General features: G+C 50.2%; 21 protein-coding genes. 5 read left to right on the top strand and 16 right to left on the bottom strand.

What is annotated here, in order from left to right:
* Nucleotides 1-835 precede the first annotated feature (835 nt).
* The 5 genes from G451_RS0108420 to G451_RS0108400 form a co-directional block, all read right to left on the bottom strand.
* A complete protein-coding gene (locus G451_RS0108420; protein WP_027183904.1) occupies nucleotides 836-1,555 on the bottom strand; it encodes an ABC transporter ATP-binding protein in 720 nt (239 codons plus the stop codon).
* A gap of 5 nt (nucleotides 1,556-1,560) precedes the next feature.
* On the bottom strand, nucleotides 1,561-2,787 hold the full coding sequence (gene livM, locus G451_RS0108415) for a high-affinity branched-chain amino acid ABC transporter permease LivM (protein ID WP_027183903.1): 1,227 nt from the start codon (nucleotides 2,785-2,787) through the stop codon (nucleotides 1,561-1,563).
* Nucleotides 2,771-3,688, bottom strand: a complete 918-nt coding sequence (locus tag G451_RS0108410) for a branched-chain amino acid ABC transporter permease (RefSeq protein WP_027183902.1) — start codon at nucleotides 3,686-3,688, stop codon at nucleotides 2,771-2,773. The genes livM and G451_RS0108410 overlap by 17 nt, the downstream gene beginning before the upstream one ends.
* Nucleotides 3,689-3,872: 184 nt before the next feature.
* Nucleotides 3,873-4,985 carry a branched-chain amino acid ABC transporter substrate-binding protein gene (locus G451_RS0108405; protein WP_425387486.1) on the bottom strand — a complete coding sequence of 371 codons (1,113 nt, stop codon included), beginning with the start codon at nucleotides 4,983-4,985 and terminating at the stop codon, nucleotides 3,873-3,875.
* A gap of 145 nt (nucleotides 4,986-5,130) precedes the next feature.
* Nucleotides 5,131-5,910 carry an ABC transporter ATP-binding protein gene (locus tag G451_RS0108400; RefSeq protein ID WP_027183900.1) on the bottom strand — a complete coding sequence of 260 codons (780 nt, stop codon included), beginning with the start codon at nucleotides 5,908-5,910 and terminating at the stop codon, nucleotides 5,131-5,133.
* Nucleotides 5,911-6,139: 229 nt separating this feature from the next.
* On the opposite strand from G451_RS0108400, the gene G451_RS0108390 reads away from it, so the two are divergent.
* Nucleotides 6,140-6,682: a hypothetical protein gene (locus G451_RS0108390; protein ID WP_027183899.1), complete on the top strand. Its 543-nt coding sequence runs from the start codon at nucleotides 6,140-6,142 to the stop codon at nucleotides 6,680-6,682.
* Between the two features lie 90 nt (nucleotides 6,683-6,772).
* On the top strand, nucleotides 6,773-7,048 hold the full coding sequence (locus G451_RS0108385; RefSeq protein WP_027183898.1) for a hypothetical protein: 276 nt from the start codon (nucleotides 6,773-6,775) through the stop codon (nucleotides 7,046-7,048).
* A gap of 92 nt (nucleotides 7,049-7,140) precedes the next feature.
* Here the strand turns inward: G451_RS0108385 and G451_RS0108380 are convergent, their stop codons facing one another.
* The 3 genes from G451_RS0108380 to G451_RS0108370 form a co-directional block, all read right to left on the bottom strand.
* A complete protein-coding gene (locus G451_RS0108380; protein WP_027183897.1) occupies nucleotides 7,141-8,088 on the bottom strand; it encodes a lysophospholipid acyltransferase family protein in 948 nt (315 codons plus the stop codon).
* Between the two features lie 93 nt (nucleotides 8,089-8,181).
* Nucleotides 8,182-9,792, bottom strand: coding sequence for an alkaline phosphatase family protein (locus tag G451_RS0108375; protein ID WP_027183896.1), 1,611 nt, complete (start codon nucleotides 9,790-9,792; stop codon nucleotides 8,182-8,184).
* A 205-nt stretch (nucleotides 9,793-9,997) separates the two neighbouring features.
* A complete protein-coding gene (locus G451_RS0108370; RefSeq protein WP_156921557.1) occupies nucleotides 9,998-10,873 on the bottom strand; it encodes a hypothetical protein in 876 nt (291 codons plus the stop codon).
* Nucleotides 10,874-11,329: 456 nt separating this feature from the next.
* Between G451_RS0108370 and G451_RS0108360 the strand changes: the two genes are divergently transcribed.
* A complete protein-coding gene (locus G451_RS0108360) occupies nucleotides 11,330-12,349 on the top strand; it encodes a glycosyltransferase (RefSeq protein WP_027183893.1) in 1,020 nt (339 codons plus the stop codon).
* Between the two features lie 32 nt (nucleotides 12,350-12,381).
* On the opposite strand, the gene G451_RS28410 is transcribed toward G451_RS0108360, so the two are convergent.
* The 7 genes from G451_RS28410 to G451_RS0108325 all read right to left on the bottom strand — a co-directional run bounded on the left by G451_RS28410 (nucleotide 12,382) and on the right by G451_RS0108325 (nucleotide 21,602).
* A complete protein-coding gene (locus tag G451_RS28410; RefSeq protein WP_034641360.1) occupies nucleotides 12,382-14,526 on the bottom strand; it encodes a hybrid sensor histidine kinase/response regulator in 2,145 nt (714 codons plus the stop codon).
* The gene (locus G451_RS0108350; protein WP_084448456.1) at nucleotides 14,523-16,418 is read right to left on the bottom strand and encodes a tetratricopeptide repeat protein; all 1,896 of its coding nucleotides are present in this window, start codon (nucleotides 16,416-16,418) and stop codon (nucleotides 14,523-14,525) included. The genes G451_RS28410 and G451_RS0108350 overlap by 4 nt, the downstream gene beginning before the upstream one ends.
* A gap of 85 nt (nucleotides 16,419-16,503) precedes the next feature.
* A complete protein-coding gene (locus G451_RS0108345) occupies nucleotides 16,504-17,451 on the bottom strand; it encodes a type II secretion system F family protein (protein ID WP_034641359.1) in 948 nt (315 codons plus the stop codon).
* 4 nt (nucleotides 17,452-17,455) lie between these two features.
* The gene (locus tag G451_RS0108340; protein ID WP_051261299.1) at nucleotides 17,456-18,436 is read right to left on the bottom strand and encodes a type II secretion system F family protein; all 981 of its coding nucleotides are present in this window, start codon (nucleotides 18,434-18,436) and stop codon (nucleotides 17,456-17,458) included.
* A 12-nt stretch (nucleotides 18,437-18,448) separates the two neighbouring features.
* Complete coding sequence (locus G451_RS28405) at nucleotides 18,449-19,849, bottom strand: TadA family conjugal transfer-associated ATPase (protein WP_051261298.1); 1,401 nt, start codon at nucleotides 19,847-19,849, stop codon at nucleotides 18,449-18,451.
* Nucleotides 19,850-19,995: 146 nt separating this feature from the next.
* Nucleotides 19,996-21,168, bottom strand: coding sequence for a CpaE/TadZ family protein (locus tag G451_RS0108330; RefSeq protein WP_027183889.1), 1,173 nt, complete (start codon nucleotides 21,166-21,168; stop codon nucleotides 19,996-19,998).
* Nucleotides 21,169-21,188: 20 nt separating this feature from the next.
* A complete protein-coding gene (locus G451_RS0108325) occupies nucleotides 21,189-21,602 on the bottom strand; it encodes a hypothetical protein (RefSeq protein WP_027183888.1) in 414 nt (137 codons plus the stop codon).
* 411 nt (nucleotides 21,603-22,013) lie between these two features.
* On the opposite strand from G451_RS0108325, the gene G451_RS0108320 reads away from it, so the two are divergent.
* Together G451_RS0108320 and G451_RS28400 are read left to right on the top strand one after the other, a co-directional pair.
* Nucleotides 22,014-22,526 (top strand): hypothetical protein, encoded by a 513-nt coding sequence (locus G451_RS0108320; protein ID WP_156921556.1) that lies wholly within the window; start codon nucleotides 22,014-22,016, stop codon nucleotides 22,524-22,526.
* 75 nt (nucleotides 22,527-22,601) lie between these two features.
* Nucleotides 22,602-23,846, top strand: coding sequence for an AAA family ATPase (locus G451_RS28400; protein ID WP_051261297.1), 1,245 nt, complete (start codon nucleotides 22,602-22,604; stop codon nucleotides 23,844-23,846).
* On the opposite strand, the gene G451_RS0108310 is transcribed toward G451_RS28400, so the two are convergent.
* Nucleotides 23,803-24,852, bottom strand: coding sequence for a BMP family ABC transporter substrate-binding protein (locus tag G451_RS0108310; RefSeq protein WP_027183886.1), 1,050 nt, complete (start codon nucleotides 24,850-24,852; stop codon nucleotides 23,803-23,805). The two genes, G451_RS28400 and G451_RS0108310, sit on opposite strands and share 44 nt — an antisense overlap.
* Nucleotides 24,853-25,924: the final 1,072 nt, after the last annotated feature.

Raw genomic sequence — 25,924 nt, 5'->3', positions numbered from 1 at the left:
GAGATATTGGCAATATGCCGGGGGGCTATGCCCTTAACTTCATACAAAGCAGAGAAGGCGCAAACGTCAGTTCGCCATTTCAACTTTTTGCCATATCAAGATGCGATGCTATGTATACTCATACTATCTTTCAGACTCTTCTCACACTCCATCCAGTACTATCAGCCTACTGCAACAGTTTTCTATATAAAGTATTTTCTTGATTTGTACTCTTGAAACCACCTCTCCACAAAGTAATCCTTCATGAACTCTACAAAATAGAAACAAAAAATCAGGATTTTCCCGATTGTTTCAACAATAAAATACGCTATATTGTTTAACAATTCTTATAATTATTGTAATCGAGATTATCCATATGTCTGAGATTCTTTTTTCCGCCCTGGCTGCTCTTTTCTCCCTTATTGTTATCTTTTTCTCCATTACTCGGCATCGACGTCTCTTCAATATAGTCAATAACTTTGATTTTTTGGCAAAGAAAAATGACGAATGCGCCCGATACAACACATTAAGACAGTAACACTCTCTACATGACGTGCAATTTAAGCACAAAACACCAACAGCATATGTTTCGAATCATCATGCACGTCGCATAGGATCCATTTTACGACACAAACTCCAAACTATAATTTCCTTTACAAATTCATTTAGACCTATCGGATAAATGTACACCAATATCAAAAACAACAAACGCCCCAAAGCGATGAGCCATGGGGCGTTTGTTGTTAATATAAGAGCTGTGTTTAACTATGCATCATACTTATTAGAACACTTTAGATCGGCGTTGCACTCATACGTCTCTGTTGCTTTTTCTTTCTGCCCCTGAGACAAAATGTGACTAATCCCCAAGATATGCTTTACGAATTTCAGGGTTAGCAAGCAGAGATTTTGCGTCATCTTCGAGCATAACAGAGCCGGTTTCGAGGACGTAACCTCGATTGGAAAGCTGCAAGGCGATGTTGGCGTTTTGTTCCACGAGAAGGATGGTCACACCGCTTTCACGGTTAATAGTCCGAATAATTTTGAAAATATGCTGACAAATCAACGGCGCGAGACCAAGGGAAGGTTCATCGAGTAAAAGCACTTTCGGCCGGCCCATGAGTGCGCGGCCAATGGCAAGCATTTGCTGTTCTCCACCGGAAAGGGTACCGCCGGGTTGCTTGCGGCGTTCTTTGAGTTTGGGGAACAGGTGGTAGACCATCTCCATATCTTGCTTGATAGCGGCCTGATCTTTACGGAAGAACGCACCCATATCGAGATTTTCCGTCACCGACAGGCGAGGGAAAATTCGTCGTCCTTCGGGAACCTGGCAGAGCCCTTGTGATGGAAGTAGATCCGCATTTGTCGATGTAATCGATTTTCCCTGGTAACGAACATCGCCGGATGAAACTTTGACGATGCCGCAAATCGCCATCAGCGTCGTACTCTTTCCGGCGCCATTGGCACCAATGATACTGACTATCTCACCTTGGCGAACCGTGAGAGAAATGCCCCTAAGCGCCTGAATCCGGCCATAATGGGCCGTAACATTATCGAGTTCGAGAATGATTTCGCTCACAGGGCTTACTCCTCTTCTTCGCTACGTTTACCCATACGCTTGGCTGGAATGAGACCAGCCGGACGGATGAGCATCATGAGTGTCATGGCGCCGCCGAAGGCAAGCATGCGGTACAGTTCAAAATCACGGAAGAGTTCCGGAAGAGCAATGAGCGCCAACGCGCCAAGAATAATACCGGGAATAGATCCCATTCCGCCGAGCACAACCATGGCCAAAACAAGTGCCGATTCAAGAAACGTGAATGATTCCGGCGAGACAAACCGCATCCGGGCCGCGAAAAAGGCACCCGCCAGTCCACCAAAAACCGCCCCCATCGCATAGGCCAACAGCTTGAAGCGAAACGTATCGACGCCCATGAGTTCGGCTGCGGTTTCATCCTCACGGATGGCCTCCCAGGCCCGTCCCACACGAGAAAAGTTGAGTCGATGAACGGCAATAATCGTGAACACGGCCAACCCAAGCACGATATAATATACCATCCCGAGCTTTTTCATGTAGAGATGTTCGAAGGTAAATGATCCATCGACAATCTCAGGCAAGTAAATACCCGGTGCCTTAATCCCGAGAATCCCGTTGGGGCCATTGGTCAGGCTCATCCAGTTGTTGAGAATAATACGGATGATTTCGCCGAACCCAAGCGTCACAATGGCGAGGTAGTCACCGCGCATGCGCAGGGTGGGATAGCCGATGATGCAACCAGCCATCGCCGCAAAAATGGCGGCCAACGGCAGACAAAGCCAGAAGGACAAGCCGTAGTGAATCGACATCAGCGCGTAGGTATAGGCGCCGACTCCATAAAATGCGATGTAACCTAAATCGAGAAGGCCGGCCAAACCGACAACGATATTGAGCCCAAGCCCGAGACAGACATAAATCAGAACGTTGACCATAACGTCCTGCGCGTAGCGTCCCGTATAAAAAGGGTAGGCGATCGCCAGAGCGAGAAGCGGCAAAAAAATCATCCACTTCGGCGTCCGTGAATAGGTCGCGTTCAGGTTCTCGCGTACAGATTCGATGGGACCATGAAGAAAGCGAAAAGCGCCCATTGTTTTGAGCGTAAAGAGCACCATGCAGATGGTTCCGACCACTGCCACACGAATCCACACAGGAAAGGCGGCCGTGAAATCAAGGGTACCGTCGGCTTTAATGCCGAGAAGCGGCCAGAGCAGCACATAGAACCAGACCAGGGCCAGACCAAAAAAAATCCAATGTTTTTTAGACGCGTGTGTCATCGACATTCTCTCCCATGATACCGGTGGGCATGAAGTACAAAACCAGAATGAGGATGATGAACGCGAACACATCCTTGTATTCCCCACCATAGGGGATGTACGCGGCAGCGAGAATTTCGACCATACCGATGATGAGTCCGCCGATCATGGCTCCGGTCATGTTGCCGATACCACCGAGAACAGCAGCGGCAAAAGCCTTGATGCCGGGAACAAACCCCATATCGTAGCGTACCGACCCGTAATACAGTCCGACCATGATACCGGCAGCAGCGGCTAGAGCCGCGCCAATAGCAAAGGTGGTGGCGATAACCCGGTTGGAGTTGATGCCGACCAACGCGGACATGACCTTATCCTGAGCGGTCGCACGCATGGCTTTGCCGATACGGGTTTTGAATACGAGAAGATTGAGTCCGATGAGCAAAGAGGTTGTCAGGGTCAGAATAAGAATCTGCATCAGACTGATATGGACGTTCCCAAAATCAATACCGCCCTGTGTGAACCCGGTGGGGTAGGCTTTGTCGTAAACGCCTTGGGTGAGCATGAGACCGTTTTGCAGAAAAATAGACATGCCGAGCGCAGACAGCAGAACGGCCAAGCGTGAACTTCCTCGTAAAGGACGGTAGGCGATACGTTCCACAGCAATGGCAAGAATGGCGCAGTACCCCATGGAGAGGACCAGGGCGATGCCAAGGCCAAGCCAGGGATGCGTTTCCATAAGGCCATGGGACGCGAGATAACTCAATAAAATGACGCCCATATAGCCGCCGGCCGCAAAAATTTCACCGTGAGCGAAGTTGATGAGCTGAATAATGCCGTACACCATGGTGTAGCCAAGAGCTACCAGGGCGTACACCCCGCCGAGGGTGAGGCCGTTTACAAATTGTTGCAGAAAATAATCCATGCTGTACTCGAGTGGTGAGACGTGAAAGAAGTCTGGGAGTCAGACGATAATCCGGGCCTGTCCTCACGCCGACTTTCGTCGTATGTTCGGCTCGAAGAACCGATCGCATGGTGGCCCGTTGCCGGCGTGAAACGGCCGAGAGGAAATTCCCCCCGGCCGGAACAGACAACGTAACGTTCGGAAGCTAGAACAATTTCTTGGTGGTAGGATCCCAGAAATTGACGAACTTGCCGTCTTTCACAACCTGAATGACGTAGTTGGAACCTGAATCACCATTTTCCATGAACTTGATGTTCTTGGAAGCGCCAGCAGTATCCATCTTCATGATTTCCGCTTTCACCTTCGCCGGATCAGTCGAATCGGCGGCTTTGATGGCCGAAAGCAAGGTCATGGCGGCGTCATACGCATAGGCGGAATAGGCACCGGGCTTGCCGTATTTGGAGTAGGCTTCGAGGAAGGTCTTGTAAGCGGGCTTTTCCGTATCGATAAAACCAAATGTCAGGTATGCACCTTCAGCAGCGTCTTTGGCGATTTCCATCAACTGCGGGTGGTAGACAGCATCCTGGGCAACGATAGCGGCATCAACACCAATACGCTTGGCCTGAATGAGCATGAGTGCGCCGGACGAAGAGTTCTGCAGGCTCATGTACAGCACATCGGGGTTGAGGTCTTTGATTTTGGTGAGAACGGCCGAGAAATCTTTATCACCCTGGTTGACGTGGTCATGACCAAGGACTTTCAAGCCGGAGTCAGGAGCGAGCTTTTCAACATTGTCGGCCAAGCCCTGTGAATAGGTGGTCTTGTCGTCGACGATGAAGACGGTCTTCGCTTTGAGGTAATCTTTCATAAAGGCAACGGCGACAACGCTCTGGTCGTCGTCACGGCCGCACATGCGGAACATGTACGGAAGGCCGCGTTCGGTGACTTTTTCGTTGGTCGAAGCCGGCGTGATCATCGGAATGTCTTCTTCGGCCAGAACTTCAGAAGCGGGGATGGTGGAGCTAGAGCAATACGCGCCGATAACACCGACAACACCTTCGTTGATCAGCTTGTTGGCAGAGGCAACGGCCTGTTTGGGGTCACACGCCGTATCCTGGGCCAATAATTCGATCTTGTCGTAGCCGGGAATGCCGCCCTGCTTTTCAATAACGCTGATCGCTGCACGCGCGCCATTGGCAATATCGTTGCCGTCAGCGGCGTAGGAGCCAGTCAGCGGGCTCATGGAGCCAATTTTCAACGTTTTGGCCATGCCCATCGAGGCAAAAGCCAAACTCAAGGCCAACACGGCCGTTACCATACGAAACATGCTTTTTCTCATATCAGCCTCCGTATTGAGTTACTTCCGCTGACAGCTCGCCAGCGGGAAATGTATGATCAGATCAATAAAGAAGAACCGGCTCATATTCCGGTCCATAAGATAGAAACATGTGAAACCGCTCTGCTCAGACGACAAGCGTCTCGTCGAGGTCTTGCCCGAGGTATGCTTGAATCACTTTAGGATCGCACTGCACTTCTTCGGGACGGCCCTGACAAATGAGCTCACCATGGTCGAGGACGACAACGCGGTCACTGATATTCATGACCACACTCATGTCATGCTCGACAAGCAGAACATTGACACCGGTTTCAGCAATGCGCCGAATGGTTTGCATCAACTCTTTGCTTTCAGACGGATTGAGCCCGGCTGCGGGTTCATCGAGTAGTAACGTTTTCGGTTCAGAGCCAAGTGCTCGTGCAATTTCCAAACGACGCTGCAACCCGTAGGGCAAATTCTTGGCGGTAACGTCGGCATGATCGGCCATACCGACAAATTCCAGCGCTTTCATGGCTCGATCGTGAATGTCACGTTCTTCATCTCGTTGCGATGCAAGCCGAAGCACAGCCCCAAAGACACCAGTTGAAGACCGGCAATGTCGGGCAACCATGACATTTTCGACGGCCGTCATGGCCGTGAACAAACGGATATTTTGAAATGTGCGGGCGATACCCGCTTCGAGGATATGATGAGGTCGACGACCGGTCAGTTGGCTGCCATCGTAGAGGACACGCCCGGACGACACTTTGTACACACCGGTAATCACGTTAAAAATTGTTGTTTTCCCGGCACCGTTGGGACCGATAAGGCTCAGGATCTCACCGGAATGCAGGTCAAACGTTACATCGGTCAGGGCCATCAGCCCGCCAAAACGAACACAAACGTCTTGCAAACTCAAATGTGCCATAGGGCGGATTTCTAGCATAGAACCCCATGCAACACAAAGTATTCTTTAACTGGAAGTATTCGCTTTTTGCCAAAATCCGCAATACCTATCCCATCAAAAAATACCTTAATAAAAATTGGAGGAAACATGGCGCACACATCAAATATCGTGTAATGCAGCATCAAATGGATTGCCTCCTGCTCCAAATATTTTGAGGCGCATTTCCAATTCGAAGAAAAGGAGTATGTTCATGAGATCTCTGTTTATTCTGGTCGCGTTGTCGCTCGTATTTTCCGTGTCGTCACCGGCCATGGCCAAAAGCCACTTCATTGGCACATGGTACGCGCAAGGTCGCAGCTACGAAATCCGTTATGATCAAAACCGATGCCCTGACCAAACGTTTGCTGTTACCGATAATCGCGGCCGCCAGACCTGTGCGACATTGGTTGGCAATAAAGAAATCCTGATCCCGGAATGGAATGACTTACGCGGCGCGTTGTCCGATCATGGTCGTGTCATCAAATGGTCTAACGGCGTTTCATGGGAACGGGAATCCAAACCCAAGCCGCCCATGCCCGGCCCCGATTCCGGAGATCATTGCAAGCAAGCGTATGAAAATTGTTCTCAAATTTGTACAACCCAATTCCCCGAACCATCGCTCAACATGCAATGTATGACGAATTGCAATACAGGGTTCGCCATGTGCCAACAACAGCGCCGGCAAGGAGCCGGTCCTCCTCCTCTTCCTGGAGCGAACGGACCAGGAAATCCTCCTGCACCGATGACGAATTGAAGAAACTGATGTATATTGTTTTCTGGTAGCGCATCTGTGTTCGTCAGCCCTGGCGTCATTGCGTCTAACCCATTGTATTTGGAGGATATTATGCGCAGAAAATGGATTATTGGTGTTCTGTTTCTGGCGGTCTGTGCTTTAAGTGCCCCGGCATCGGCTTCAGCCGAATGCATGACCGCGTACCGCAATTGCATGTATATGTGCGCCCAGCAATTCCCTGAGGCGTCACTTCGCAGCAAATGCAACGTCAATTGCCAAAACGGCTATGCATTATGCCAGTCGCAAAGCAACAAACCCGGCCCCGGTCCTGGCCCGAAACCCAAACCGGGCGCCAACCCCAAGATAAAAGCGACTGTGACGCCGTAAAAAAATCGTAAAATAGTCTCGCGAAAAAACGCGGTCGAGAGCATGTCTCTCGGCCGCGTTTTCAAATTTCATCGGGCGAAAGAACCATCAATTCAACCAGTTCCCTCACGCTGCCCAATAATCGATCCCACTTCGTCGACGGGATATTTTTGGGTGGTGTAGAGGAAGCGGGCGTAGTGGTCGGGGTGGGCGGTGACCATCTCGGAAAATCGTTTGGCAAACGTGTTCAAGGCGTCTTCTACCGCGTTGTCTCCATCGAGAGAGATGGGTGGATCGAGGTGAATCACATGTCGATTGTCAACACCGCGTACGGCGAATTCCGGAATAAGGGCTGCGCCTGTGCGTTTGGCTAACGATACCGGCCCACGCGACAGCGCCATGGTTCCATTCAAAAAGGGTACGACAAGCCGATCCGTGCCAATGACCCCGTCCAAGGCAACAACAACAATTTCATTGTTTTTCAATGCTTTGAACAGCTCTTTATGGACAGTCTTCTCATTGACGTAAATAAAATTCACCGGCAACGACTGTTCACACTCCAATTCACGCTGCATGATGGCGTTATGCGCATGGGATTCACCTTCACGGACAAACACCTTGGGATTGGCCGCGATTTGGTGAACGGTATAGCCATTATAGGCCAAGGCCGGCAAAATAATCTTCCATGAACCGAAGTGCGCAAGGCAAATAACCGCCCCCTTGCCGCGGGCCAAAGCAGCGTCGAGATGCTCCTTACCGGAAAAAGTGACCATCGCGTTGATGCGCTGTTGATCCATCGCGGGAAAGGTCCAGATTTCAAGCAAATCCTTGCGGAAATTCCGCATGGCCGTCACCAGAATTTCATCGAGTTGCTGCGGGCTCAGATCGGGCAACAGCGTTTTGAGCTGATCTTTGATGACGAGCCCCTTTTCACCGATGAACACTCGGCCTAAGGCATCACCAAGTCCCCACAGAACAGGGAGTGGTAGACGCGGCAAAAGCCGGCCCATGGTTTTGAGAAATACGGATTTGGCAACTTCACTGGCAATGGGATTCGGCATGATGATAAAAGGGGTTAAGGTTGCACCACAGTATTCTCGACGCAGAGGAGAAGTAATCCTATCGGCTCAGTTCTCCTCTACGTCGAGATCACATTACAGATAGCCCAAACTCTTCAGGCGATCTTCGATTTCTTTCTTTTCTTCGCTGGAATAACCTGCATCGCCGCCATCCACGAAATTCAGAGCGTCGGAGAATCGAAGTGGTAACGAACGAACGGACTCATCATCGAGTATTTCCGTCAGCACGGCACCATCGATATTTTGCGGCACAGGCACTCCAAGCAAATGACAGGCTGTTCCCATAACATCGACAATGCTGAACGGCCCCAGTTCACCTGGTTGAATATGAGCGCCATAGGCCATAAAGATACCATCCGGCTCATGATTCCCTCCCGGACCGTCGACATGCGTCAACACCGGACCGGGCTCCAAGTATCCGTAATCCGACAGCAACATCTGTTCATTGACGTACCCCGGCTGAAACTCAGGAATAACATGCGGTGCAGCATCGGCATAGGGACCAATGTAAGCATCGCGTGCCGTCTTCACCGTCATGAAAACCGGCTTTCCCGTATCTGGATCAATTAATTCGGCCAGTGCATCACGAATTTCATCGGCCAAGGCACGAGCTTCATCCGTCTTGACCACGTCGGGGTTGAGAAAAACACTCGGTGCCGAACCAAAGCTAAAGGCCTTGGTTTTCGAAAAATCGACATTGACGAGCACCGGGGTGTCATCAAGGCTTTCCCGAATCCCCGTACGATTCCCGCCGGTTATGGACGCCAGGCGTGATGCAATTTTGGACAAGAGTCCTTTCTTCTTGGGTAACTCTTCAGTCGGCATATCTTTGAGCACAAGATAGCCTTTCTCCATCAACCATTTGTTCATGGAAAAACTTTTCCGCACACGAACAAAGCCATGATCGGAAACAACAAGTAGCGTGTCGTCCGGGTCAAGCCGTTGCATCACCTCTCCGATGATGGAGTCGGCATGAACATATCCTGCGGTAACCGGATCGGTTTTGGGATTTGCCCCCCGAGTCGCATAATGATCAAAATCGCGCATGGCGAGATGTTGTGCCCGGTCCAGGCTCGTAAAGACGCTCATGATAAAATCAGTATTATGTTCATCCACCAAAGTAAAAGTTACTTTAGCGCGAGCAGCTTCGATACGGGTCGCGGCTTCGATAAATTTTGTCGGCTTCTTATGGTGCTCACGGGTGACGGCAAGTTCAATGCCGTAATTCGGAGCAATGCTCAACAGCCGCTCTTTAAACTCTGGAGGAGACGTCATATTGGCGTTCATGTCCGGGGCATCCATCCCCGAAACAACAATGCCGTCGATGGGATCGGGAGGGTAGGACATAGGAACATTAATTGCCGCAGCAGTTTTGCCATGACGACTGAGGTAACGCCACAGCGGCTCAACTTTCCGATCGGCCCCGCTCGTGAATCGCATGCTCGAGCCATCTTCTTTCGCCTCGCGTCGCACAAAATCGAAAATGCCGTGCTTTCCCGGTCCGGCTCCGGTGATCATGCTTGTCCAGGCCACAGGACTCAATGAAGGCAAAGAGCTTTCCAAGACCCCGATTGCCCCATTTTGCATGATCGTATCCAAATTGGGCAAGAGCCCTTGACCGGCAAGAGGCCGGATGACTTTAAACGTGGCTCCGTCGAGCCCGATAATAATGACGCGCTTGGCCATGAAACCCTCGCTCCTTCGTCTGTTCACGCCGCTTCGGTGACTCCGATAGACCGAACCGGGAATACAATAATTGTCCCGAGACCTTTCTTGTGACAAATCCAAGGACTGTTTTCAAACATTTCCACTCAGTTGAAACCTCATTGTTGCTCTATAAGGACATCGACCTGCGAGAGGATACGGTGCGTACATCCCTGACGCTTAGACGTTAGGGGGCTGTGGAAGATTGTTTGGCTGCGTCGAATATACGGTTCAGGACCGACGGCATATTCGTTGCCCCACCAATATTGAGTTGAATCGTACGGTCGTATTCATCGTCAAAAGTAAAAAAAGCAATGCGTTTTACCGTCTTGCTTTTGTGTTGCTGAAAGAAATCCAAATACCGATTCACTTCATCCAAGACTCGTGCCTCGACAAGAAGCTGTGGTTGACCGTGTTCAACGTTACTCTTTGCATCAAACTCCAGGAACCCATTATTTGAACTTTCTCCAATCAACATAATTTCAGAAAATGTGGCGCCTGTCTCCTTTTGCGCATCAAGCAACGCCAAAGTTGCTTCTATACGACACTGAAACAGTGCATTGAGTGTATTGAAATCAGAGGCTCTGTCTTTTGGGTCCTGAGTTATCGGTCCATCACGAAAAAATGAAAGCTGCGATCGTACTTGCCGGAGAGTTTTTCCTTCGAAAGGATGACAGGCCGCCGCCCCGGAAAGATGAGCGAGAGTATCGAGCGCGTTATCGTAGAGGCCATCAAAAAGGACCGTTGACACATAGAAATCGAACGCAACGACATCGAAGCCTTTTGGGATGCCTCCATCCGTATACATATTGCCGGCACTGTCATAGGTCGTCAGCCGAGAATTCGTGAAAATGTTTATCCATGCTTTTTCGCTTTCGGTCGGAGCGTGTACGGTTCTCTGATAAGAGTTATCGGCGTCTTCCACAAAGCGCTTGGCAGCGCGATCGACGTCTTCAGCAAATTCAGCATTGAACATTGCGCCAGCAAACAGCACCCCAATACGAACGTCATCAAGACCTTGCTGGTCGAGTTCGGCAAGGTACAAAAGCTTGAGAAAGCTCACGACGAGGAAAGATACGCCGAATTTTATTATGTGCAAGTGGTTCAAATGATTTGGTACGGGAGACGCACTTGCTGTCTCCATATTGTCGGAAAAGCGATTCCGGATTGGCAAGCTTTGCGATCAACGAACCAAAATCGAGTGTAGGTTTCAAATCACTTCATGCCGCCACGGTCAATTCAGCGTTCAACTTGTCAAAGGTTTCCATCGAAAACCAATACATTGACATCGTGTCCTCGTTATTTCCAGGTACAGTGGGATATGAAGAAAAAAAGGAAGCATCTTCTCACAACAATACGAGTTCCCGTGCACAGGCGTTCAATCATTGAATTGTATTTGCCGAACGGCGCATTTTTCAGGAGAATCGCTCCGGGAAATTGCACGAGAAAAACTCCACAGGATACCGTTCATCATGAGAAGAGCACATGAGGAGAGACATTTTACGACTCGACCAACGCTATGATTGATGTCTCTGTTGTTATACCTGTTCGAAACAGTGCCACGAGCTTGAAACATGCCGTTTCCAGTGTACTTCATCAAACCGGCGTGTCTTTCGAAATTGTGATCGTCGATGATGGCTCAAACGATCAGGGCGCCACTCGTGCGGAGATTGAGACACTGGCACATGACACCCCATGCATCAAACCGATCTGGCGTTCTCACGAAGGCATCTCCAGTGCTCTCAATGCGGGTATCGCAGCCTCGTCAGGCCGGTTCATCGCTCGCATGGATGCCGACGACATCTCTTTGCCCGGTCGGTTACATCTTCAGTCCCAGTATCTGAACTGCCATCCTGATATCGGCCTTGTCGGCTGCCATGTCGCGTTCGGCGGTGACAAGACTGTCCATGCCGGATATGCCGCCCATGTCGATTGGACGAATCGTATCGTCACGCCACACGATATTCGCCTCGCCCTCTTCCGTGAATCACCGTTACCGCATCCATCCGTTATGTTCCGGAAAGCGCTTGTCGACCGTTTCGGTGGATACAGGCACGGCGATTTTCCGGAGGATTATGAACTGTGGTTACGTTGGAGCGAAGCGGGTGTCTCCATGGCCAAAGTAGAGGAGACACTCTTGGTCTGGAATGATCCTCCTGACCGGTTATCACGCTCTTGCCCTCGGTATGCTCCGGAACGGTTTTACACTGTGAAAGCGGCCTGCCTCGCCAGATGGTTGCGTCATAACAATCGGCATCACCCCACAATTTTTGTGTGGGGAGCCGGGAAAGCGTCACGTGCTCGCGCCGAAATGCTTGTTCACTACGGCATCACCATTCAGGCCTACATTGATATTGATGACAAAAAAATCGGCAATATCGTTCAAGGACGACCGGTCGTAGGAAAAGACGCAATCCCTGCTCCCAAAGAGGGATTCATCGTTTCATTCGTCGGGTCTCGGGGAGGTGGCGAGCTCGTTCAGGAATGGTTGTGCCGGCATGGCGCGATTCCAGGTCGACATTTCATTCTGGCTTCGTAGATTCCTTTCCCATAACGTAACAGAGTCAACGGCTAGGACTTTGCGGATTCCTTTGGCGGGCCGATATGACGAGCCACAGCCGCGGCAAGGTCTTTTTTCAACACCGGCTTGAGAAGGCTTTCCGCAATAAGACGTTTTCCCTCATTGTCTTCTGCATCAACTGTGCTGCTGAACCCCGTGAGAAGAATAATGGGAATAGAGAGCTTGAGGCTTGCAACCTTCTGCGCCAGGTCCATGCCGTTCATTCCCGGCATATTGTGATCGGTGATAATCAGATCGATTTCTTTCGGAGTCTGGCTCAACGAAAAAAGAGCTTCTTCGGCTCGTGTAAAAGAGCGCACGTCATAGCCCAAACTACGCAGCATGGACGCCGTGACCTCAAGAAGAATATCTTCATCGTCAACAAGCACAATGACGCCATTTCCCTGTTCAGCTTCGATCGCCTGGTCGTCAACTCCAGAAGAAGCAATTGTGGCAGTTGGAATAAGCACTGTAAATGTGGCCCCCTGGCCAGGACTGCTCGAGACCGACACGGCCCCTCGATATTTCCGAACAATCCCATGGACAACGGACAATCCCATTCCCGTGCCTTCGCCCGGTTTTTTGGTGGTAAAAAAGGGATCAAAAATACGTTCACGCACTGTGGGAAGAATGCCTTCTCCAGTATCACTCGCCTGAATACGTAGATACAATCCTGGTTTCAGATCGGGCAAGGCTTCAACATCGGCGTCGCCAAGGGCGATATTATCCACAGAGATATTCAGCTTTCCACCAGATTTACGCATGGCAAATGCGGCATTCGTACACAGATTCATAATAATCTGCTGGATTTGGATGGGGTCGGCAACCACAAGGTCCGATGTTGTCGTAAACCGCTCATTGATTTCAATTGTCCCAGGCAACGTGGCACGCAGCAGCTTCATGGTCTCTTTAATCAATGGAGTCACATTAAGGGTGGTCAACGATTCTTCTGTTTGCCGAGAAAAGGTGAGGATCTGTCGAACAAGATCACGGGCCCGTGTACTGGCATCAAATATGTGGCGCAGCTTGGAATATAATGGGTGCTGTTCGTCTACCACGCCTAAACTCATTTCGGTAAAGCCCATGATGATACCGAGAATATTGTTGAAGTCATGGGCAATTCCTCCAGCCAATGTGCCAATCGCTTCCATTTTCTGGGCTTGTCGCAGTTTCGCTTCAAGCTGCTTGCGACGAGTAATGTCGTGTGCCACGAGAACAATATGGGCGTCACCATTTGCAACCTCGTGTTCCGTTGCCATGGAAGAAATGGTGACAATAAATTGGCCGCCAAGCCGAGGAATATCAAGCTCCGTCGAGCCATATCCTTCCCGGAGGAGTTCCATTACCGCCGCCGAGGGACGGCTTGTGTCGTCATCAAGTAATGTGGGAAGAGACTCCCCGACAAGTTCGCGTGGATGGCGGTGAAATCGGCCAGCCATGGCCATATTGAGCCGTTTAACCGTCGCGTTGTTATCGAGAATGACAATAAGATCCTGCACGGAATCAAACGTGCTTTCCCATTGTTTTTTCGCAGCCACAATCAGATCGGCATCACGCTTGCGCTCAATAATCTCGTTTTTGAGTAAGTCGTTCGTCCGAGCAAGTTCCTGCGTTCGCTCTTCAACAAGTGCTTCAAGCCTGGACTGGAGATCGATAAATCCGCGTTCAGCCTGCCATTTTGCGGTCAGTGATGCGACAAACTGGCTGATTTCCCGAGCATCGAACGGTTTATTGAGATAGAGGAGTTTATCGGCCGGTGGAGCTTTTTGACTGATAACCGTGGGATCGACATCGGAATAGGCCGAAACAATAACAATCTGAATAAGCGGATCGATTTTTCGAATATGCTCGGCAGCCCACACGCCATCGCGCCCTGGAGGCATGCGTACGTCAAGAAAAGCAACGGCAAAAGGACGATTTTGCTTCACCGCCTCTTCCACGGCCAAAACGGCTTCCTCACCTGTCGACACCGTCACGAGTTCAGAGTCGACGGTCGCTTTCGGTGCCTCTCCGAACAACGCCGCCGTAATATCATCGCTAATCAAATCGCGTTGTGTTGCGCCAGGTGTGATGAGATCGCAGTATAATTCAAGAATGCGCGGTTCATCGTCGGCAGCAAGAATGCGTACCGGGATTTCCGGTTGTGAATCTGTCATGATTTGGAGCTTCGTGTCAGCCGAATTTCGGTTCCATCACTCAGAGGATGTAAAGATAAGCTGGGCGGTGTAGCCCCTACAGACGGACCAAAATCAAAAACAACCCGCAATTTATCCGGATGCGCCCACATACGTACGGCTTTCACAAGTCCCCCGGTTGCTTTAAGCTTAATTTTTGGGGGTTTGGTGTATACTCCGTCAAAATCGACAACCATGCCGACCGGATCATTATTATCAAAGGCTCTCGCTTCCCCAAGGGGCTGTGCCGTCATCAGGCGTAAGACAAATACATCCGGAGTATCGACAATCGTATAATCGGTAATTGCAATGGGGCCTCCCGATGGCGTTGAGGACGTTGTCTTCACAGCCATCGCCGATCCGGCATCGGTTGATGTCGACCCTGTTGCCAGAGCAGTTTGTACAAGCTTTTGCGCCGTTGCGGGGGTCGAAGAAGCCTGTGGATCAAGAGGCTCATTCCGATCCGGTGTCGGTGTTGTTGGCGCGGGTTTCACGGGCTCTTTTGTCGGCTCGGGTGTTGCCGGTTCAGGAAGTGGCTCGGGCAAATTCTCTGCAGGCGAAGGGGTCTCGCTCGCCGGTTCAAGGGGAGTGGATTTGATTTTTGGAGGAGCCAGTGCAGCCATCTCTTTGGCTTTCGTGGTTGTGCCGGCTTCAGCAATTTTTTCTGGAGCAGACTTTGTGTCCGACGACGGAGCATTGGACAACGGCATGGGACGCACAGCCGCGACCGGCAAGCGCCCAGTCGAGGGACCACTTGTTTTTTCGACACTCGTTCCCTTTTTCACGGCTGCCGCAAAAGTAGACGTCTTTGAGTCCGAGGGAGCCGGCAATACACCGGAGGAGGCATAGTCTTGCGACTTCGACATATCAGCCTCAGAAGCGTCTGCGACAGCGTTTCCCGCTGGCAGACCCTTTTCGTCCAACGGGACACGTTCTTTCAACAGAAAAGTCTCATGGCCGGCCTTTGCAATGTGCTCGCCAGACACGTCTGCTTCGGCTTGATCAAGCGGTGTTCCCGTTGTTTGCTCGATATCGATTTCGGCGCCTTCCACCGCAATAGAACCGGGATCGAGTTCACGCGCTTTACTGAAATATTCCGCCGCTTCGGTCGTTTTGCCGGCTTCCTGATAGCACATGGCAATATTGTTATAGGCACCGGCTTTCGGTCCGGCTTGTTCAAATGCAGACAACGCCCGATCGAATCGACCGAGTTTGCATAACGACAGACCAAGATTGTTCCACGTCCGCCCATTTTCTTTCAAAGAGAGGGACTGCACAAACGCCTTTGCCGCCTCTTCGTACTTGTCGAGTTTAAGATAACTGATACCGATATTGTTGAAGACATCCGGAGACCCTCCAGACAAACGCATAGCGGCCTGGAATTCTTCTAAAGCTGCCTGCGGCATATTGCGATTGTTGAGCAACACCCCAAGCAAATTGTGTGACTCCACTAACTTGGGATTTTCTTCCAGAGCCTTGCGCAAATAAATTTCCGATTGCTCTGCTTTGCCCAAACCAAACGCTGCAAATCCAGACGCTTGATAGGCCCTGGCTCGGTATTTTTCATCGCCTTCAGCCGCTTCTTGAAAAAGTTCCAAGGCAACGGGAAGCTTTTTGAGCATCATCATGGCCATGCCACTTTTATAAGCGATGCGGTATTCTGGAGCTCCTTCGTGACGAGCACGCTCATAAAATACCACAGCCTGTTCGGCTTGGCCCTCGCGATAGAGCTTATCGCCCTGGCTTTCGAGCATCTCCGCTTGGGTCTTTTCAGGGAGCAGCTCGTCCAGCGTTTTCTGTTTGTTTTTGACGCAACCCAAAGGTAACGCCATTATAGCGCCAAGAAGAACGATTATACTGATATGACGTAGCATGGTTAATCACCGGCAATATATCATGGTGTTGTGCAGAGTGCAGTTACGAAAAAAACGATCCTGTCCCTGACGAAAACGTTGTTGTTTATTGTCCGACAACATTGAATACCTTCATCAGTCGAATAACCGCCGGTCCCATAATGACAATAAAGAGTGGCGGCAGAATGAAGAAAATCAAGGGGAAGAGGAGTTTAACCGGCAGCTTGGCGGCCTGTTCCTCGGCCCGCTGAAATCGTTTGGTTCGCATGGTATCGGCGTAAACACGCAGTGTCAGGGCTACGCTCGTCCCGAAGATATCGGCTTGAATAAGCAAAGCGACCAGAGAATTGACGTCATCAATGCCGATACGTTCGGCTAAATTTTTGAGGGCTTCACGCCGAGCCTTCCCGGCGCGCAGCTCCAGGCTGAGCATTTTGAGTTCGTCGCTGAGTTCCTGACATTTGGCCCGCATTTCCATGCCGACCCGGTCAATGGCAGCATCAAGCCCCATCCCTGCTTCGACGCAAACAACAAGCAGGTCAAGGGCATCGGGCAAACCGCGCGAAATATTGTCCTTGCGCACACTGATTCGCCAATTCAACCATACTCCGGGCAAGTACAGGAAGAGGAGCGTCACGGCAAGAGTAACAATAGCCACCACTTCATAGCTCACATTTCCCATAAAAATGAGCATGGTGACAAGGCAGGCCGTCATACCGAAAAGTGCCAACCCAATCTTAAACCCCCAAAAAACGGCCACGGCATTCTTGCTGCGAAAACCAGCATGCATCAAATCGCTTTCAGCCTTGCCGAGATCTTTTTTCTTCTTGGGTTTGACCGATTCCCCAAGCCGGGCGAACAGCAGCATGAAAGACTTGTGCAGCCATGATGCCGACGTTTCTTTCCGATTTATATCAATGTGCTCCGACACCTCGCGCAATCGATTGCGCATGGAGTCACGTTGTTTTTGTTCTTCAAAAATACCCAGCAACGCGTACACCGCCAAGAGCACGGCAATACATACAAGTCCGGCAATAAGAAGCGGTGAAGCCATACATTTACACCTTGATATTGATCATCTTCTTGATGACGACAATGCCCATAAACATGAGAGAACCTGCCATATAGAGCATGACCTTCCCCAGCCACTCCCCTTGCAACGTGGCGAGATAGTCGGGATTGAGCAGATTGATGGCAAATGCCACACCAAAAGGAAGGAGAACCAAAACTATCGCCGACAATTTCCCTTCCGCAGCCAAGGCATCGACGCGACCACGCAACTTGAAACGCTCTCGGATCGTATGCGCGATGCTTTCAATGACCTCAGAAAGGTTACCCCCTGTTTCACTTTGTATTTTGACGGAAATGACGAAAAAGGTCAGGTCTGGGCTATCCACGCGCTGTTCCAAGTTATCCAACGCTTCCTGCGGATTGGCGCCAATATTGATTTCTTCCAACGTACGGCCGAATTCCGTCTTAATGGGGTCATCGAATTCTTTACCCACCATGGCCATGCCACTGGTAAAGGTGTGACCGGCACGAAGAGCCCGAGCCACAAGGTCCAAGGCTTCGGGAAGTTGTTTCTCAAACCGATTCGCCCGTGATTTCTTTTTTCGGCGGAGCCAGAAAAACGGCATCAACACACCGCCCAATCCGGCGACAGGCGGCACAAGGGCGCTATCCGAAAATCCGAGTCCAAAAAGATAGCTCGTCACCCCGAGAAGCAAAGACAGCAGAATGAAGACGCCGAGCGGTGTCTTCATATCGGCTTGTTCCATGCTTTTTTCCAGTTCCTTACTCCAGTGGAGACGCGAAAGCACAACATCAAACCAGGGGATGGCACTGTGTTGCTGTTTTTTCGTGATATCGATTTCGGTCTCTTGGATATGTTCGCCGCGGACCGTCGCCAATCGGTTTTGAAACGCCTTGGCTTCCTTTTGGGTAATGCGGCGCATGACCAGCGAAAACACGGCAAAAAGCAGATAAAACAAGGCCGAAAAAACGGCTATGGCAACGAGAAGGGAAATAAAGGGCTTCATGACACCATCCCCCTATACTTCCATAATGACACCCGGATTAAAGACGTCGTCCGGGACCGTGACGCCTTTGGAGATAAATTTTGAGTAGAATTTCGGACGAATGCCTCGGGAAACAAAAACCCCTTTGACTTTATTCTCTGCCGACAGGCCATGCTGTTCGAAGGCGAAAATCTCCTGCATGGTGATGATTTCTCCTTCCATGCCGGTAATTTCTTGAAAGCTGATGAGCTTACGCGAACCATCGGACAAACGCGCAATTTGAATAATGACATCGATGGCGGAAGAAACATACCGCTTCAGCGATTCCGAAGAGATATTCAAGCCGGTCATCGCGACCATGGTTTCCAAACGCATCAAGGCGTCACGCGGGGTGTTGGCGTGAATGGTGGCCAAAGACCCGTCGTGTCCTGTGTTCATGGCTTGTAACATGTCCAGGGCTTCACCACCGCGAACTTCGCCGATTATAACACGGTCGGGGCGCATACGCAGACAGTTTTTGACGAGGTCACGCTGTGTAATTTCGCCTTTCCCTTCAATATTGGGCGGCCGTGTTTCCAAACGTACGACATGCTCCTGCTTGAGCTGAAGTTCGGCCGCGTCTTCTACCGTGACAATACGTTCGTCCGACGGGATAAACCGTGACAAACAATTGAGCATAGTGGTCTTCCCGGAACCGGTCCCCCCGGAAATGAGAATATTGAGCCGGCATTGCACACACCCGCGAAGCACTTCGGCAATTTCCTGCGTCAATGCTTTATAATTGACAAGGTCGGGGATTTCCAAAGGGTCACGTGAAAATTTACGAATAGACAATGCCGGACCATCAATTGCCAACGGAGAAATAATAGCATTGACGCGAGAACCGTCCGCCAAACGAGCATCTACCATGGGCGAAGATTCATCGACGCGCCGCCCTACACGGGACACGATGCGATCAATGATCTTTTTTAAATGTGTATTGTCTTTAAAACGCGAGTCTGTGAGCTGAAGCTTTCCTTTGCGTTCCACCCAAATCTGGCGATAGGAATTCACCATGATATCGCTCACGCTTGGGTCTTTGAGAAACGGTTCGAGCGGCCCAAGACCGAGCATTTCATCTTGAATTTCCGCGACAAGTTTATCACGCTCGAATTGGTTAAGCGGCATCTGCGCAAATTCTTCACGCAAAAGGCGCTCCACCAATTTTCCGATTTCGCCCTTCAACGCGTCTTCTTCCAACGTGTCGAGCAATGACAGATCAATGAGATCAATCAATCTGTCATGTATTTTGGTCTTTATTTCGTAATACGTATCAACTTCAACTTGTCGACTTTCGGATTTTGATTTGGACTTGGATTTGCTTTCGCCGGTAGATTTTTCCGATCGATCAAGCCGTTTTGGAGCAGTGAAACTTGGGCGGGCAGGGAATCCCATATCGTCTCCTTGTGGCGATATCGGCCTAAGAGCAACCTTGTGGCTCCCGTTTTGGCCGATTGTCCCAGGCGAACCGTATACCCGAGACGTTAGATACAATGCAGCATCGGGTGGACTCGACGCCTTCCGTTCCACCCGTTACGATGTCATGATTTCTTCAAAGGAAACAACTTGCTCAATCCAAACAAACCGAGTCCTTTTTTCTTCTTTTCTTTTTGAGGCAACAGCTCTCTGGCCAGGCCTTCCACACTCTTGGTGACCGGCTGCTTGGGTGCATTAACAAACAATGTTTGCCCTTGGTTGATGGCATCAAGCGTCGCTTTGTAATCATTAGGAATTTGCCAAAAACTCTTCTTTTCCATGGTTTCTTCCATATCGGCGACGGTCAGGTCGCAGTCGGCAAGATACCGGTTCACGACGATATGAATTTTTTCTTCCCAATTCATATCCGGCTGTCGGAAATGTTCCAAAAATCGTTTGACATTGGCAAGGCAGGTCAAATTCTGCACCGATGTGAGAAGAATGGTATCTGAAACTTCCATAACCTTCAGCGTCACTTCGTCAAGATACATTCCGAGATCAATGACAATGACATCAAAAAGTCCACGCATCATTTCAAGGATACTGGCAATGTTTTCCGGTGTTGCTGATTGAAGGTCTTCGAGCTGACTTGGTGGGGGAAGAACGTACAATCCAGAAGGATGTCTCGTGAGCACGCTCATGAGGTACGTTGCATCGAGTCGGGAAATATTGCTCACAACCTCGCCCCAGTGGAATTTGGGTTTGAGGTCAAGAAACAACTCGACTTCACCATACGGCAAATTCATGTCGATAAGAACAACCGACGACACCTCATCTATGCGTCCAAAAGAATCTGCTAAATTGACCGCCAGCGTGGTCGTGCCCACACCGCCTTTGGCACCAATCACATTGATCAGCATGCCTTGCTTGGATTGGACATGCTCTTTGAGCTTTTCACGACGTTCCTTAAATCTCCACAGCGCCAGACGCAGTTCTTCTTCATCGGGAGGATCTTTGAAAAACTCCCGGACGCCGGCGCGCATGGCGGCAAGCAAGACATCGTTATCCATCTTTTCGGAAATGAAAAAGACATCGATGTCCGGATGACTCTCCATCAGGGAACGCACCTGCTCCAAGTCAGCACCAATATCTTCGGATGCTTCCATAATGAATAACGACGTCGCATCCGGACCTCCTCCGAGGACTTCGATATCCCCGACGTCGGCAATGACGCGTTCGACAATTTCACGAGTGGCAGGGTCGACGATATCAAGAATGACGGCAATCTGATCACGCATGGGTCTCATCCGGTGCTGTGTTATCCGGCAAACATGCCGGCAAGTTTCGGGTACAAAAAGGTATACATGAGCAGAAGCAAAATCGCCATGATGACAAATCGCAGGATAAGCCGGGAAAAAAAGCGGAATACCGTCCCCAGAATGCTCACTTGCGGAACATCGCCGCGTGCTCGTTTGCCTGACACGATTCCTTCGGAGCGCAAAAGCGCATACGTGCCATACAGAGAGAACGTGATAATGACGAGGCTTATAACAGCATGCGGCGTGGAAAGCACTTCACGCACGGCGTCAAAGGCTTCGGTCAACCATGTCATTGCCTTTTCCATGACATCGCTGTCCAACGCGTTCCCCCCGGGAACACCTCCCGGAGCGACGTCCTGCACCGTATCACGAAGATCATTGAGCGAACGGGTAATTTCGTTGGATAAAGGCATGCCGGCTCTTCCTTGATCGTGCTGCCGATGCAACACATGTGCTCTGTATCTGTCTATGACACTACGACGTGAACGCAACCGAAACAAGTCTTAAGCGTCGTGGAAGTTGACCGTATCGATTCTTGTGCAGCCGAAATGATATCGAATACAAAAAATATGCCTGTAATATGACACCGACTCCTGCCAACTGTAAACGGTATGGTTTATGCTTTACACCGTATATTGAGTCATTCTGTGTTCATCGCGTGACAAGGACCTTCCTTGGTCTTATACAGGAAAGTATAGGTGATGAATCGATATCAAATACGGAAATGGACCGCGACGACGACCACGGGGTCTTCCACGAATCGTGTTCTCGTATTCCACAGCTTGTGGACAGGCGGCGTCCGGCGATGCACAAGGACGGCTCCCATGGAGAAAAAGATGACGTTTTGGATGCGGCGACGATCCGATCTTTCCGGCCCAAGTGCACAAGGTGCACCCGATGTTATGGCTGAACTCCTCAACCCGTCGCAGGATGAGACCTTCGACAGGGAAAATGAGCTCCAGGACGTGATTCGACGTCACGCCGAAGCCATTGCACCTCAACAACGTCCCAGTTCGCTCACTGGTCGAACTCCCAAAACACTTCATCCGGTCCCCAAAACAGCACAGAAGAAGCAAGCCAGTAAACGAAAAAAGGCAACCAAAAAGAAATCTACCGTTTACCTGACTGCGCAAAACGCTCGGGGACTTGATGACGCCAAGAAAGAATTACGCCGAATATGTCCTCATCAACACAAGGGATGCATTTCCAAATCCACCATTGTGGACGAAGCCCTGGCCTTGGTGCTTGAAGAATTAGCCGTCAAAGGGTCGGAAAGTGCTTTAGCCAAATCGCTGGCTTTAAAAAAGAAGCGAAAAAACGATCCGGAAGCATCGTAGAATATATTTTGAGACATTGCGCCATGCCGGACACTGCCGGTTCGGCACGAACACAGACGCAAGGAGCGGCACCACATGCTCAAGACTACGGACACCAGTGACATCCAAATGGCCCCGAATGCCAGGGGGCAGTCCGGGGACGACAACAAGGTTATCGTCATTTGCCCCCATTGCAAAAAACGCCATATCATTGAAGCATCTAAAATTCCGCAAAAACCGACATCGGCCATTTGCAAGAATTGCCATCGCCGGTTCCCGCTCCGCGTGAGCGAAACCACCGACGCCGCAACACCACCAGTCGCAACGTCCGTCCCGCCCATGGCGCGTCGTCCTGGTGTTTTTCCTAAGCCGACAACGTCTCCACCTGCCCCGCAGGCCAAAGCCGACGTTGACCCGACGCCCCAGTCTCCGGAGGAGCCTGTTTTCCGTATGCCTCGCGAGTCGCTTGTCCCGGACGACGGCGAACCGACTTCCTCCGCTCCGACCACAAGCCGCGAAGCACGTTCATACTGGACGCGTAAAATCGGCATTATCATCAGTAAAGGCGGTGTCGGCAAAACCACGACCGCTGTCAACCTGGCCGCGGCAATGGCCCGCATCGGCCACAATACATTGCTTATCGATACCGATACACAAGGACAGTCCGCGTATGCACTCGGCATCAAGCCCAAATATGGTTTGGCAGAACTGCTTGCCGACGGGGCCGACCCGAACTCCGTCCTGACCCAAGCCCGCGATAACCTTTGGCTTCTGGCCGGAGGAAAATCCCTGGCCGGGGTCAAACGAATTATCGATCGAAAAGATTTCGGTGGCGAGATGACATTAAAAGAGTCCCTTGCCCCTTATGATGGCCGTTTCAAGTTTGTCATTGTTGACTCGTCTCCGGGATGGGATCCCCTGACGGTCAACGTGCTCTTTTATGTCCACGAGGTGCTCACCCCGGTCTCCCTGGAAGTCATGTCGCTGCAAGGGCTATCCGAGTTCCTGAAATCGCTCTCAGCCATTTCACGATATAATAAGGATGTCGCCCTCAAGTATATTCTTCCGACATTCATGGATCGACGTGTTCGGCATCCGTATGAACTCTACAAAGAGCTCGTCAAAGTATATCCCGAATACTTGTGCGATCCCATTCGATATAACGTAAAGTTGTCCGAAGCACCGGCCAGAGGCCAAAGCATCTTTGAATATGCTCCCGGTTCACCCGGAGCGGAAGACTATGAACGTTTGGCATGGCATATCATCAATGCAGGGATGGACATGCAAGACAACGATGTCACGGAGCCACCGTTGCAGCGGTCACGGCCGACGGCACGTTGATGACCCCCTGCTTGATTTTCAGGGCAAACATCTTGAGTTGACGCAATTCAAGTTCGGAGAACAGAGGCCATGTATACGTCATGGGCGTTATGGAGACACCATTTTCTTTGAGCCCTAAACTTATATCCACATTGGACAACGTTCCATCACGTGCACTGGCAATAGTGTGGAGGATTGCTATATCCAAGCGTTTCATGACACTTGTCAGCACTAAGCCAGGAGCAACGAAATCCTGATCTGAATCCACACCAATGACAAAACGGTTGTGGCTTTTAGCTGATTGAAAGACACCGGCATTGGCAGCAGAGGCCACGGCGAAGATGACATCACAGCCATCCGCATACATGTCATCGGCCATGGCATGCGCTTCTGGAATGGCTATAAAAGGGATAATCTCCGGATATTGTGTTCCAATAAAGCGTATATCCAGTTGGATATCATGCCGAATCTTCTTTGCGCCGGCTTCAAATCCAAGGATGAAATCATTGATGACTGGAGCATCAAGTGCACCAAGAACTCCGACCTTACCGGATTGCGTCCCCCATGCTGCAACAGCTCCAGCAAGATAGGACGCCTCGTTCTGCCGGAACGTGACTGAACTCACATTATGGAGATATGTTTTCGCGGAGCAATCCAGCAAAACAAAACGCACATCATCATGAAGCCGTGCAACGTCGTCCACGGCATCAATCATGCGAAATCCTCCTCCAGCAATGATAAGATTGGCACCGCGGGCGATAACGCGTTCCATAGCTGCTGCGCACGTAGCGGGAGACTCGGGGGTCTCCTCCAGGAAAGGAACACCATAGAGCGTACGGGCTAAAAAAACACCGCCTTCCTGCATGAGATTGAAAGCACTGTTCTTCTTACTCCCAACGCCTCTCACCAACCCAATGACAAGGTTTTGTGTCTCCACTGGAGGCGCTTCAGATATACGTATTTCCTGAGCAGAACTGTTGGCACACAGCACAGCAAGGAAAATAAGGGAACAGAGCAGTCGTTTCATACTGATACGCTTAAATAGGAAGAGTTTGAGGGTGGAAATACCTGACTTATGTGGCATCTATGGGGAGACATCCCAAATGCATCCATGGCGACCTTTTTGGAATCGTACACGACAAAAATGACAGAAAGACGAAGGAGGAAATACATAACAATGAGACAAAGGGGAGGATGGATAATTCAATAAAAAGAAACAGCTTTCGTCGCTATAAAAATTATTCATGACGAAAAACGGACAAACTCGTGGGGCTCATGTGAGTATTTTGGGGAAACAACCCCCACACTTTTGTGTTGACTACCCATCGCATCGTATAAAAATATACGTTAAGCGACATCGCCTCTCAGTGCAACATAAACGCACGTATACCAACAAACCGTACTATTATCATAGGGAAGAGATACTCTCTCTACCAATAGAACACAGCCGCCACACGTACACCAGAGACCACAAATTATGTTGGATATTTCACAATAATTTTTCAACAAAGCGTTTCAAGTTCTCTCTTCAAACTCATAGTGAAAGTATTTCTAATAAAAATTGTTATTGTCTCCCAGGCTCTAACGTCGCCCCGTCACAACTCCATGTCCTGAGAGTCAAGAATCGATGTCAGAAAATACGAGACTGCCATACCATCACAAATCAGCACGGACGGAGAAAAGGGAGGACCGACTGGAACAATGAAAAACAGAGAATAAACGGATTGGAGTGAAAAAGCGACAAAAGAAGTAAGACAGTTACAACACCATAGCGCGATACTGGAGCAATTAAAATTCGTTCACATGCCTTCAAGCCAATAATCCTGGCAAGACAGATACATGGACATGGCGATCAACCATTCTGATGTCTCGTAACGTAAAACTCCAGGAGACGCCATGTCCATTCACCGTATAAAATGAAGTACTGTGCTCAAATCGATATCCGTTCTATTTCTTAGAATCACCTTGATCGAGAACCATGCGGTTCACCATGCCGCATTTGGGGCACCCTTTTCCAGGAGATTCTTCATCACAGGCGGAACAGTATATCGTAAAACATCCAATACATCTATAAAGAACGTCATTCGGTATTTCTTTTC

This window comes from Desulfovibrio inopinatus DSM 10711, assembly GCF_000429305.1.
GTDB classification, from domain to species: domain Bacteria; phylum Desulfobacterota; class Desulfovibrionia; order Desulfovibrionales; family Desulfovibrionaceae; genus Alteridesulfovibrio; species Alteridesulfovibrio inopinatus.
This window is presented reverse-complemented; position numbering and strand designations above follow the sequence as displayed.